This is a genomic window from Spirulina subsalsa CS-330, assembly GCF_028330765.1.
GTDB classification, from domain to species: Bacteria; Cyanobacteriota; Cyanobacteriia; order Cyanobacteriales; family Spirulinaceae; genus Spirulina; species Spirulina subsalsa_A.
This window is the reverse complement of the sequence record NZ_JAQMTY010000202.1, coordinates 1-13,228: the sequence shown is the minus strand read 5'-3', so window position 1 is coordinate 13,228 and position 13,228 is coordinate 1. Positions and strand designations below refer to the sequence as shown.

7 protein-coding genes are annotated in these 13,228 nt (G+C 52.5%); 2 read left to right on the top strand and 5 right to left on the bottom strand.

Annotated elements, in window-relative coordinates; genetic code table 11:
• The first annotated feature begins 440 nt into the window (after nucleotides 1–440).
• On the top strand, nucleotides 441–2,036 hold the full coding sequence (murJ, locus tag PN477_RS14100; protein ID WP_272117576.1) for a murein biosynthesis integral membrane protein MurJ: 1,596 nt from the start codon (nucleotides 441–443) through the stop codon (nucleotides 2,034–2,036).
• Nucleotides 2,037–2,103: 67 nt separating this feature from the next.
• Here murJ and PN477_RS14095 read toward each other — a convergent pair whose 3' ends face one another.
• The 5 genes from PN477_RS14095 to PN477_RS14075 all read right to left on the bottom strand — a co-directional run bounded on the left by PN477_RS14095 (nucleotide 2,104) and on the right by PN477_RS14075 (nucleotide 11,958).
• Nucleotides 2,104–3,897, bottom strand: coding sequence for a CHASE2 domain-containing protein (locus PN477_RS14095; protein WP_272117574.1), 1,794 nt, complete (start codon nucleotides 3,895–3,897; stop codon nucleotides 2,104–2,106).
• A gap of 168 nt (nucleotides 3,898–4,065) precedes the next feature.
• Nucleotides 4,066–4,743: a DUF928 domain-containing protein gene (locus PN477_RS14090; RefSeq protein WP_272117572.1), complete on the bottom strand. Its 678-nt coding sequence runs from the start codon at nucleotides 4,741–4,743 to the stop codon at nucleotides 4,066–4,068.
• Nucleotides 4,744–5,175: 432 nt separating this feature from the next.
• On the bottom strand, nucleotides 5,176–9,828 hold the full coding sequence (locus PN477_RS14085; RefSeq protein ID WP_272117570.1) for a CHAT domain-containing protein: 4,653 nt from the start codon (nucleotides 9,826–9,828) through the stop codon (nucleotides 5,176–5,178).
• Nucleotides 9,829–10,288: 460 nt separating this feature from the next.
• Entirely contained in the window at nucleotides 10,289–10,624 is a 336-nt protein-coding gene (locus PN477_RS14080) for a hypothetical protein (protein ID WP_272117568.1), read from the bottom strand.
• Between the two features lie 47 nt (nucleotides 10,625–10,671).
• Nucleotides 10,672–11,958, bottom strand: coding sequence for a tRNA nucleotidyltransferase/poly(A) polymerase family protein (locus PN477_RS14075; RefSeq protein WP_272117566.1), 1,287 nt, complete (start codon nucleotides 11,956–11,958; stop codon nucleotides 10,672–10,674).
• Nucleotides 11,959–12,858: 900 nt separating this feature from the next.
• Between PN477_RS14075 and PN477_RS14070 the strand changes: the two genes are divergently transcribed.
• The gene (locus tag PN477_RS14070) at nucleotides 12,859–13,098 is read left to right on the top strand and encodes a PAS domain-containing protein (protein WP_272117564.1); all 240 of its coding nucleotides are present in this window, start codon (nucleotides 12,859–12,861) and stop codon (nucleotides 13,096–13,098) included.
• The last annotated feature ends 130 nt before the right edge of the window (nucleotides 13,099–13,228 follow it).

Below are 13,228 nucleotides of genomic sequence, written 5' to 3'. Positions count from 1 at the left end.
ATTAAAGGACTCGCTGTCGCTCGATTTGTTTGTTGGTGCAAATTCATCTCGCCACTAAAAGGCACGTCCGCCGTTACCTTCGGTAACTCTACTCGGACTCGCTTTATAGTGGGAGTCTTCTTTGCACATTTTAAGATAATCATAGATTTGGAATTAAGAATCTGAAAAACAAGAGGTTCAGACCCATGCACCCAGCCACTATGGCTCAGGCTTGATATCGTGCCATGGGATCACCGTGAAGAGCGTTAATGGTAGTGTTGACAATCACTGAATTGATCCCAATGTCCTTGGTTGAGCGGAATCATCCTAAAATAGTTCGCGCTAGATCACTGGATTTTTTTTACCCAGCTTAGAGCACGCTAGCAAGGATTGCACCCAATGGCCTGTATGTTTAGATACGAAAGATTGTTCTGGATGCAATTTCAGCATCACATTGATTCATGAATCCAAAACCCTCCCGTTCCCTCGCTGGGATTGCGGGGATTGTGGCGATCGCCACCCTGATCAGTAAAGTCTTCGGCCTCGTCCGTGAACAAGCGATCGCCGCCGCCTTTGGAGTCGGCCCCGTCGTCAACGCCTACGCCTACGCCTACGTCATCCCCGGCTTCCTGCTCATCCTCCTCGGCGGCATTAACGGCCCCTTTCACAGTGCCCTCGTCAGCGTCCTCGCCAAACGCGACAAGTCCGAAGCCGCCCCCATCGTCGAAACCGTCACCACCCTCGTCACGGGGCTACTTCTCCTCGTCACCATCGGCCTGATCCTTGGCGCGGGCCCCTGCATCGATGTTCTCGCCCCCGGTCTCGACGACACCACCCGCGCCATGGCCGTCCTGCAATTGCGGATCATGGCTCCCTTAGCGATGCTGGCGGGTTTAATCGGGATTGGCTTCGGAACCCTCAACGCCGCCGATCAATATTGGCTCCCTAGTGTCAGTCCCCTTTTTTCCAGCCTCACCATCATCGGCGGGGTGGGGTTTTTGATTTGGCAATTGGGCGATCGCGTCAACGCCCCGGAATTTGCTCAACTGGGCGGCCTCGTCCTCGCCGGGGGAACCCTCGCCGGCGGCCTGCTGCAATGGCTCGCCCAATTGATCGCCCAATGGAAATCGAACCTCGGAACCCTCCGCCTCCGCTTCAATTGGCGCATTCCCGGCGTGAGCGACGTGATGAAGGTGATGGGCCCGGCGACGCTCTCATCGGGGATGCTGCACATTAACGTCTACACCGATTTGTATTTTGCCTCTGCGATCGCCGGAGCCGCCGCCGCGATGCGCTACGCCAATTTTATCGTCCTGACCCCGGTGGGGATTTTGTCCAACATGATCCTCGTGCCGATGTTGCCGGTGTTTTCGCGCCTCACCGCCCCGGAACAGTGGGACGACCTCAAAATCCGCATCCGTCAAGGCCTGCTCCTCACCGCCTTAACCATGCTGCCCTTAACGGCGATTTTCATCGCCCAAGCCGGGCCAATTGTGCGGATTATTTACGAACGGTTTGCCTTTGATGCCCAGGCCTCGCGGCTCGTGGTTCCGGTGTTGATGGCCTATGGGGTGGGGATGTTTTTCTACTTGGGGCGGGATGTGTTGGTGCGGGTCTTTTATGCCTTGGGGGACGGGGAAACGCCGTTTCGGATCAGTGTGTTTAATATTCTGCTCAATGGGGTGTTGGATTATTTCTTGGTGAATGCGTTCAAAACGCCGGGGTTAGTGATGGCAACGATCGGGGTGAATATTGTTTCAATGGCGTTGTTTATTGGCATTTTGCATCGACGCTTACGGGGGTTGCCGTTGGTGGAATGGGGTCTCCTGTTGTTGGGGTTGATGGGCAGTGCGACGTTGGCGGGGTTTGGCAGTTGGGGAATCAATCGACTGTGCGATCGCTTCTTCGACACCCAAAACATCGCCGTCGTGGTATTGCAATTGGGTCTCGGAACCCTCGTCGCCCTCGTCATTTTCACCACCTCCGCCATGCAACTCCGCCTCCCCGAATTAAAAATGCTCCAAACCCGCCTCACGCAAAAATTCCGCCGCCGCTAAGCACCGCGATCGCGCCCCATTCCCCCACTAAAATACGGGCATTTCACTGTGCCGGATCGCATCAAATTTAATCCGGTTGGGCGGTGAAAAAGACGGTGCGATCGCGTCCCTGTTGCTTTGCACTATAAAGGGCGCGATCGGTATCGTTCACGAAGGTTTGGAGGTCGTCGTCCGGAGTTGGAATACGATGGGCAATCCCCATACTCACGGTTACGATTGAACTCACCCTAGAGGTACGATGGGGAATCGCCAAGGTTCGGATCTTTTGATGAATTTGGGTTGCGATCGCCTCCACCTCCAGACGAGACGCATGGGGCAACACGATCGCAAATTCTTCCCCCCCGTAACGGGCGGCTAACCCAATCGTCATCGGCACAAGTTGCGACAAAACCTGAGCAAACTGCTGTAAACAATAATCCCCAGCCGGATGGCCGTAGGTGTCGTTATATTGTTTGAAATAATCGAGATCACATAAAATTATGGCGATTTCATCGTGCTGCTGTTGAGCCTGTTGCCAATAAATTTTGAGATAATTATCAAAGGAGCGCCGATTCGCCACTTGAGTGAGAGCATCAAAATTGGCTAAATTTTCTAATAATTGATTTTGAATCCGTAGGGTATTCACTTGATTCGCCGTATGGAGTAAGACCCCAACCCCAGCAGTTAAAAATCCTAAAAGAGGCGGCACAATTGGAATCCAAACGCCACCAATGAATGCGCCATAACTACAGCCGACGAGCAGTGTTAACCACGCTCCAATCATGATGAATTCACCACTTAAAAGCTGTAATTGTTGCTTAAGGGTACAAGTTTTCATCGTGGTGTGTTTCCGGATATAGGGGCCAATGAAATTAGCCCCCAGCCATGACCAGAGGAAGATCCAAAGAATTTCGACTGGCTCAGGAATAGGCTGTCTGAGGCGGCGTTTTCCTTGGGCCACATCTAACAGTTGGGCGATGATTTGAGCATGAATTTCAACCCCAAACATTAATTGTGGTGTATGGGTATTCCCAAGCTCACGAAAGGGAGTGGTGAAAAAGTCATTCATGCTTTCTGCGGTTGTGCCGATTAAGATAATGCGATCGCGCCCCCAATCGTCCGGTAAATTGCCGGCTAAGATCTCCCGTAAGGGTAGAGTTTCAAAGGCTTGAACTGGGTTTTGATAGTCAATGAGAAACTGAAACCCGTCCGCATTGGCTCGAACATAGCCCCCATCAAAAGCATTGAAACGCCGAAAGATAGCTGATCCCAGTTGCCAGCGATCGGGCGATAACACCTCAAATTTAATATTTTTTTCAGTCTCTAAAAACCACAGGGCTAAATAGGTGGAAAAACTAGATAAGGGTTGATCGTCATCATCTTGTAAAAAGAGATACGCCCGCCGAACTCGATTATCACCATCGAGTAAAAAATCGCTGGCTTTGGCGCGTTCATCGGCGGCTAAGATGGGGGGTGGAGCGATGGAGGGCCGACCAATTTTTTGGATGCCGACAATGTTGGGAATGTCCCGAAAAACGGTGTTTAATTCAGTATTGCCGGGGGGAACGGGTAAATCACGATAGAGGTCGAGGCCGATGACGCGGGGCTGTTGGGCAGCGAGGCGGCGCAGGACATCGGCAAGGGCGCGATCGGAAATGAGCGCTTGGCCATGGGCGTGTAAATCAGCTTCGTCAATGGTGACGAGTTTGATGCGATCGTTGAGGCTGGGTTGAGTGGATGTGGTGGGTGGTGATGCTATTTGTAACCAAGTATCGTAGGCTGCCCATTCTAAACTTTGTAATGCGCCTAGATACCGCAAGCCTAAGACTAGCCCGGTTGCGAGGAAGGTTGAAACACTAAAACCAGGATATTTAGTGATCAAGCCACAAATTTTTTTCAAAACAAATGAAAGGATTTACGGTTACGATACAGCGCAATGGTTGAGTGAGGCCAAGGCGATGGGCGGAACGGAGCACACTGAGAATCAACGATTTAGAGATAGTTTAACGATGCTCAAAACTAAAGTGTACTGTGACATCATTTAACACTGCTAGTCCGCAGTGGGGATGTCTGTTGCTAGATTCGCATCCCAGATGTAGCTCTGAATTGGACTGTCGGGGGCTAGGGCGTGGGCGGCGAGAATCTGCTGCCATTGTTCTGGGTGACTGTCCCGTTGGGTGTAGGCGGCTTCGAGGGTTTCGTGCCATAGGGATGAGGGGGCGATCGCACCCTCCGACGGCAGGCGATGAATCCCGCCCTGCACAATCACATCTTTTTCGTCGTCGAATTCATCGCAATACACCTGGAGTTCCCAGCGGTAGGCTTGTTCGGGGGTGGCGGTGGCGTTGAATTGTACGGTGTCCGGCAGTACAAAGCGCATGATCGTACCGCCGCTGAGGGTGCTGACGGGTTGGGCGAAAATGGGGGCATTGGTGGCGCGATCGCGCACCGTTAAGCGTCCCGGCTGCTCAATTCCCGCCGGAATGTAGATGTAGAGGTTGACCCGCTCGGCTTGGGTGGCGATCGTGCCGTTGTTCGGGATTAACGGGATGAATTCCGCCGCCGGAGAGGCCGGATCAACCGCTGCACAGGCGAGAAAGGTCTCGCTCCGTGTGCCGCCGCTGACGGTGCGGGAGGTGGTGGGCTGTCCTGTGCCGCCTTGGTTTTCGGGGGCGGATTCGGGTTTAGCGATCGCCGGAACTGCCGTGCTTACTAGGAAAACAGTCATGAACCCCAGCAAGGGCAAGGGGTCGCATTTTGGTTGACTCATTGACAAAAAAATCATAATCGTTAGGGGCGATATTGTAGATTTTGATGCAAAGGGTATACCCGTTCTCCTTTTTTTAAGATGAAAAAAGCGTTTAGCGTGCAGCTCTCACAATCAGCCAGGTTATATATAGCACTAGCCAGATCGGTTAGGACATTCAGAGACTCTGGAACAAGGGGCTTAAGCCCCTTGCCTGTCCTAATACCCTTGTTGATTGCGATAAATTAGTTTTGAAGGTGTCTCTAAAAGTATAAACTAAACGTCTTGAATCTGCCAATGACCTTATCGCGAATTGCGAAACGATGAGAACAACCACCTCCCCCTTTTTAAGGGGGATTGAGGGGGATCTTGTTACCTTGGGTTGACGAGAACTGCGATAACAATTCGGATGGTCTACCATGGACTACCCACTAAAAGAAATCCACTCCAATAAAAAGGATGGCTAAGGGCTGAAGATTGAAGATCTCTTTGCATTTCTGGTGTTAACATTGCTCGAATTTCCTGACGATTGAGCGGGTCAAAATCGCCGCGAATCATGGCTAATTGTGCTTGGCGCAGGGCCTCCGATTTGGTGGTGATCGTCGGATTATTTAACTGCTCATAAAAACCGTTCATTAATTGCAAGGTTCCCACGTCGGAAATTTTCCACAAACTGGCCAAGACCGATTTCACCCCGGCCTGAACGGCAAGACCGGCAAACCCTAGCTCGGCTTCTGGGTCTCCCAACGCGGTTAAGCAGGCACTCAAGACTAAGAGTTCCACTTGGGGCGCGTCGTACCAGTCCAGCTTGCGCAGTTTATTAATGGTAATGCGTTCATCATCCCAGAGTTGAATATAGGCATTTTGAGCAAAATCCCGTTGAAATTCAGCATGGGTGGCGAGATGGACAATTTCAAACTGGCGTTGATTGCTTTCTTGATAGAGACTATCCCAGTTGAATTGATCATTTAAGTAGGTGACATTTGGGTTTTTGGTTTGAATAATCGCCAGTTCAGCCGGGACAGCGGGTAATGGATCTAAGGTTTTAAACTCGGAGGCTCCCATGCTTAAGACGCGGGCATTGTGGAGCGGTTGATATTGGCTATTTGTGAGGCTCAAGCTGGGGATTTGACCGATGCTGTACTTTTCAATTAAAAATTTCTCACCGTCGTGCAACGCCGCTAATGGCAACGCTCGCAAGTCTTCGCCCATGGAAAAGACGAGATTATCCACATCTAAAGCGGTGAGGATATTTTCAATGGGGCGGATGAGCCAATTATAAAGTTGTTGGGCGGGGGCATAGTAGTCGTCGTTTTTGCTGGTGATGGCGCGGCGAAATTGAGCGATCGCACTGCGTAGGCTGGCGCGATCGCCGTCAGGAACCACGACGCGACGCAGTTGCTGATCGGGGGTGATGACAATTAATTCCAGAAAATCCGGCTGACTGATGGCATACACCAGCGCGGGGACGGTTCCGGTTTGTTCGGTGATGCGTTGGAATATTTCGTGAATATTCGCGATCGCATCCGTTTCGCTTTCATTTTCACCCGCTTCACGATCACCATTATCCGGATTATCCACGTCATCAATTGCGTCAGGACTGTTCCCACTGAGTAAACCAAAACTCTCACCCATAAACTGATCCAACTGTGCCACCTGTTGCAGGATTTCTACATTGCTTAGACTCCCGCCAAAGGCATTTTCTCCCGGTAAATTCCAGGTAAAATTTGAGGTTGTGGAGTTCACGGTCATAGTCTCCGGCCAGTTACCCTGCCATGTACCCTGTCCACGTTGGATCGCAGTGCTGCCCCCGGCCTGCTCCCCGATCGCTTGCAGGAACTGTTCAGAACTGAGGGATCGCACCGGCTGCGCCCCCGCAATGACCCCCGTTGCTTCGCTCAAGCCAGTCAACCCTATGCCTATGGGGGCGGGTTGACTGGGGGCGATGGGGGGCGTGGAAGGGCTGGAGAGGCTGGGCATGGGGCCGGGGGTGATCAAGATGCCGGGTTGACGATGCTCTTGTAAAAACGCTTGGGGCGCGGCTAGGGTTTGATTCCCCACGGCGATCGCGCTAGAGGTTCCATTCACCGTCGCATCGCCCACCGTGAACGGGACAACGCCCCGCCCGCCGTGATGAATGGCAAGGGTTCCGCTCTGGGTTGCCCCGGCGGTGGAAATGCTCGCCGGTTCAGTCAAAAACGTACTGGTCACGACACCCTCCACCCGCACATCGCCCCCGCTCCGGAGGTTGACCGTTCCCCCGGCCCCCTGTTGCGCTTCGGTGTTAATCGGCCCCGTGACGATATCCCCCGCCGCCCGTAGCGTGACCTGGCCACTGTTGCCCATGTGCGATCGCGTATCCAGCGAGCCAAACGTGCCGTTCGTGGTGGTAATATTCCCCTGCCGACTGATCAGGGTGAGGTTGCCGCTGTCGCCCGTCAGCGCCGTAGTGAAAAGGTTTTTTGTGTTAATGTCACCCCTTGCCGTGAAGGTGAGATCTCCCCCGGCTGTGGGGCTAAGGGTCAGCCCGGTTAAATCAATTCCGCCTTGGGCGTTGAGTGTCATATCTTGCCCCTGGGGATCAAAACGGCCCGTGAGGTGGATTGCACCGGAGCTATTCAGATCCAGTTGGGCCCGATTTCCTCCTAAATCTAGGTGCAGATCTCCTACAGAATCGGCGATCGCTAGCACTTTTTGCCCACTGGTTTCAAAATACAGATCACCCCCGCCACCACCCCCCGGTAAGGTGGCTTGATTATTTTGAAATTGCACCCGATCTAATGTGGCATTCACTTGACTATTCGGCCCGATTGCAAAATAAATTCCTCCTCCCACTTCTGCTTCATTACCTGCGATTTGAGTATCTGTGATTGAGAGCGTAACGGGTAGCGAAGTGGTGCTAAATAAATTGTTGACTTCAATGCCTCCACCACTGCCAGCAGTATTATTTAAAATCTGTGACCCTGCAATAGTGACGGTGATGCGATCGCGACCGCGTACCGAGATGGCCGCACCAGATGAAAACGAGTAATTGTTTGCGATCGTTGAATCAGTGATCCGCACCTCAGCCGCCCCACCAGAGGATGAATGAAACACGCCACCCGATTGATTACCAGTAATTAAGGATTGATTAATTTCAAGGGTGCTGCCTCGATTGTTAAGTCCTTCAAACCCGTTATTCATCAGTGTGACGCGATTAAGCTGTGTGAGACTTGCTGACGATGAAAACCGTGCAAAAATTCCGGTTATACGACTATCGGCGATCGTCACATCATTCAGCGTCAATCCACCCACCACAGCATCATGATAAATTCCATCACCGTCACTCTTTTGCAGGGTCAACTGTTCAACCGTGAAGTAATCAGTAAACGCTTCAAAAATGCTGTTGGTGATGCCATCACCATCAATGGTCAGTTGATTTTCACCGGGGCCAGTAATAACGAGATCATCGGTAATGGTGGGTAAATTTGACCCCAAAAGAATCGTGCGCGGTGTGGCAAATTCTCCCGTGGTATCGAACACAATGCGGTCTTCTCCTACCGTGCCCACTTGACCATCAATCACCCCATTCGTATTCGCTGCTAAAATTGCTTCGCGCAGGGTAAATTGTCCATCATTCACCGCACGATCCGCAGCATCAGTAACGGTTAAGGTGGCGAGGTGTCCCTCCCAATTCCTTAAACGTTCCGGCGTAAAGGGCAGGGTTGCTTCAATGCTTCCCGTTTGGGCTTCTAAGTCCCAATTGCCGTTACGATTGGGGCTGCCGGTTCCATCCACCGATGCCGCTACATCAGCCCCGGTGGCGGTGGCGAATTGGGTTAAAAATGCCTCGCCCACTGCACCCAATGCGGTCAAACAGCTATACAGCAAGAGGTCGCCGGTGTCGGTTAATGCGTCGCCCCAGGCCTGTAAATCGGCTTGATAGTGGCTAATCGTTTGGGAATTGACCCATTGATTGCCTAGCCAAAAATTCCCCACATTCCCATCGGCCACGATCGCCACCGATTCTAACGCTCCCACCGATGATGCGATCGCGCCCAAGCCCTCACCCACCGCCGTCACACCATTTTCAGCCGCATGAACGAGTTGGGTCACGGTTCCCGCCGCGCCGCCAAACAAGAGCGTTTCAGGATTGCTCACCCGGCCATCAATAAACACCGCTTGAGTTGGATTTTCTCCGGTGTCACTCCAGCGAATCACCCGCGTTTCACCCTGGATTCCGTCCGAATTTGGCACGGTGAGGGGATGGGTTGCGTAAAGATCAATGGTGTTGCCTTGAATGATCGCATCATTGGTGACGCTTCCGGTTAAGAGTGCCGGCAGGGTGAGCGGGTTCAGGGTCTGGGTGGGTGCGATCGCGCCACTGGGAATATCCAAACTCAACAGCAATCCCGGTTGCGATAAATTAACCAACCGTGTCCCCGGAATGGCTGCCAACGTCACCGAACCCGCCGCCGAGACAATGCGCCCTTGATTCAGCACCGTCCCGCCCAAAAAATGTAAATCCTGACGGTTCGTTAAAACACCCAAATTAATAATCGCGCTGGGATTTGCTTGCAAAAATAAGAATTGATTCGGCGCACCGATCAGCGACCCATAATCATTCAGTCCAAAGGCATTAAACTCGCCCCCATCAAACCCAATCCGATCCGCCGTCGTCGCGAAAAAATCACCATTAATATTTAATTGCGCTTCTGCACCAAACACAAATCCCGCCGGATTCATCAGGTACAAATTCGAGTTTGCCCCGGTAATTTGGATCAACCCCTGAATGATCGACGGTTCGCCCCCGGTAATGCGCCCTAAAACATTGATAATGCTCGGATTGCTGAAGAAATTGGCGATTTCACCAGGGCTTAAACCAAAGGCTTGGAACGAATGAAAAAGATTTTCACCGGCCTGTTTTCCTCCCTGAATGTGATACGTTTGTCCGTCTTGAAAAATGACAGTGCCGGTGTTGTCGGGACTTGCCATCATTGATTGAGCAAAGACGGGAAACTGTTCGCCCAGAATCATCACTGCACTCACTGCCCAAGATGCCGCCCATAACCCGGATCGCTTTTTCATGACCGTCGGAAAGGTGATAACCCTGAAAACTTTTGAAGATGCTAATGATCAATAATATCTTGATTTTAGGTCGTGATGTGGACTACTGCTTGACTGACTTGATCTCCCTCACCCCCAGCCCCTCTCCCAGAGGGCGAGGGGAGCCGATCCATTTTTCCAGTTCCCTCTCCCCTAGGGAGAGGGCTAGGGTGAGGGCTTTCCGGGATCTAGATCGGGGGAATTTTTCTGATTTTTTACTCTATTTTTTTTAAAATGACAAGATCAGTATTGGATCACTCAGGCTCAGTCCAGAAGTGATCTTGTCGCTCTCCGGCTGGATCAGCGATTCTATAAGTGTCATCACCAATCACCCAACACAAACCACTCGTGTTCCCAGGGGGTGTAATCCAGTTCTTGTTCAGTTTTGAGCAACCACTGTGATTACACTCTTTTTTTTGCATTGGTGATGAGCCTCACGCCCTTAGCGGCGGGGCAGGCAACCAACCATGGCTTGGCGTACTTCGGGCGACCATTCGCGGGGGTTGGGATTGGTGCGGATGGCGTTAATGTCGCTGAGGGGGACGGCGTTGCGGACGAGGGCATTGAGGACGCATTGGCAGTAGGTGGGGAGTTGTTGCTCCGAGACACCGGGGGGATTGGCGCGGGATTGACAGCCGGTTAAAAAGCCTTGTTTTTCCGTTTCTGACCAATCGGCGGCGGTGCGACCATTGGCGAGGGTGGGGGTGTTGAGACCACCGAGGAGGAGGGTGAGACCGGTGGCGATGGCGAGGGAGGTGATGCGTAGCGGGTGAATCATGATTTTTAAACTGAAAACGGCTGAATGAATGGAATCAATAACCGGACTTACAGGGATGGAAGCTGGGCCTTGGCAAAGGCGATCGCTTCTTCGGCTGTGGTCACGTTTCCCTCAAGGCGGGCAAGCTGAATTTGCATCAGCAGGGTTCCGACTTGGGGGGATGGGGATAATGACAGATGTTTGAGCAGATCCGTTCCCGAAACCAAGGGAGTGGGGTGCGCCACTTGGCTATTGGGGTCAAGATAGGCGTTGACTAAGGGGGCGACGATGCCCACGGCGCGGGTTTCTCGGAGAATGTCCTGGGAGGAGGCGATCGCCACGGCCAAGACCACGGCGATCGGGAAAATATCCCCCACAGCCTGAAACAGAAAATATTGCTCGGCTAAACTCATCTCTTGATCCGCTAGGCCCAGCAGGGGCGGGAGATGGCGCAGGGCGGTTTCGACGGCGCGGGCTTCGAGGCGGGAATATTTCAAGGCGGCGAGGCTGGGGGCGATCGCATCGGGAGCCGGAGCTAAGAGGCAGGCCAATTTTGCCAAGCTGAGGCGCGAGAGGGCGGTGGGGGTGACCGAGGCGGTTAATTCGGTGGCAAATTCATCCCAAATTTTCCCCAACAGCCAGGCCACTTGCTCGACTTGCCGCAAGTGGGCGATCGCCTCTGGGGTAATCATCGGTAACCATGGGTGCAGCACGCCATCGTGATCCGCTGCTTCGATCCAGTCCGCACCGTTGGCCGTGGCGAGGAGGATGTTTAACTCTGCCTGGACTCGTTCCCCGGCGACGGTTGCCAATTGGGGGGCATATTTCCGGAGGGCGGTGCGGGTTTTGGGCTTGATCGTAAAGTTCAACTGGGCGGCCTGACGGTAGGCGCGGAGAATCCGCAGGGGATCGTCGCGCAGATTGGCTTTGGCCACCATGCGAATCACGCCCGCTTCGAGGTCGGCAATGCCCTCCAGGGGATCAAAAAGTTCTTGGCTATGGGGGTCGTAGGCGATCGCATTGATCCGAAAATCCCGCCGTTGTAGATCCGTTTCGAGGCTGTCCCCCACCATTTGGGCAATGTCCACCGTCCCGTTGGGAAACACCACCCGCGCAATCTGTCGCTCGGCATCAAGCACCACAAACCCGGCTTCGTAGGTATCCGCTAGCGATCGCGCTGTGGCGATCGCGTCCCTCGGAACCACACAATCCACATCAAAATCCGGCCGTTGTCGCTGCAACAACGCATCCCGCACCGTACCGCCCACAAAATAAACCGGCGGCGGTAAATGCTCCAAACGAAAGGGCAATTGCCCCGGAGCCAGGGCAGTCACAGAAAGATCGAGGGGGGTCATCAGCAATCCCTAGATGCAGGACTAATCTATTCCAGTGTACCGCCGCTGGTTGACTGACAAAATTAGCCAGATCCAGGAAAGCCCTCACCCTAGCCCTCTCCCTAGGGAAGAGGGAACTGGAAAAATGGATCGGCTCCCCTCGCCCTCTGGGAGAGGGGCTGGGGGTGAGGGAGATCAAGTCAGTCAACCAGGTACCGCCGTTATTGGGGCGAGTTTCGGAGGCAGAGCGTCATTCTAGCTTAGACAATCGCGCCATTGTCGTGCTCATTAATTTTTGTAATTTACAATTAACAATTCTGAAGAGAAAATTAAAATTCATGAAAAGCAGCCGGATAATGAGCAGAAAACGCCAGGATTTTTATGAATTTCCATGAACAAAATGAGGTCATGCCGCGTCGGGGGTGGATTATTCCGCCGTGATACCGATGACGATATTCTCTAAGTTCATGGAGTTTCTGCTGTGGATCGCAGGTCTAACGCCCATTGCGGTTTTCACAAACTTGAGGTATGAAGATCCCCCTCAATCTCCCTTAAAAAGGGGAAGTGGCGTTCTCATACTTTCGCAATCTGCTAGAGCAATCCTATTTGATTCATGAACAGGCAAGGGGCTTAAGCCCCTTGTTGATGAGGAGATCAGATCTCCGATTGATTTAGGATCGCTATATATGTTCCATCGATCTGTTGCTCCTTTTTATTTAAACCCTTTTTTTGATCCCGCTTTTTTAAATCACATCCGTTAATATTTGCCGTTTTTACCGATTTAAACTCTGAATGACACCTTTATCAAACTCATCCACAACATCCGTTTTGACACCGCAATCATCACCCAATCCCTTCCAACGCATTGCCGCAAATCTTCCAGGGGTGGTGTATCAATGTCTAAAGCAGAGAGATGGAACCGTGCGGTTTCCCTACGTGAGTCCTAGTTGTGAATCGGCCTATGGGATTGCGCCCCATCGCATCGAAGCCGATCCCCAGGTGTTAATCGATACGATTCACACCAGCGATCGCGCCAGTTTCATCGCCACCTTTAACGAATCCGAAGCGACCCTCGAACCGTGGCACTGGCAAGGACGGTTACGGCTTCCCAGTGGTCAGGTGCGCTGGGTCTATGGGTCGTCGCAGCCAGAATTATCTTAAATGTGCAAAGAAGACTCCCACTATAAAGCGAGTCCGAGTAGAGTTACCGAAGGTAACGGCGGACGTGCCTTTTAGTGGCGAGATGAATTTGCACCAACAAACAAATCGAGCGACAGCGAGTCCTTAATTT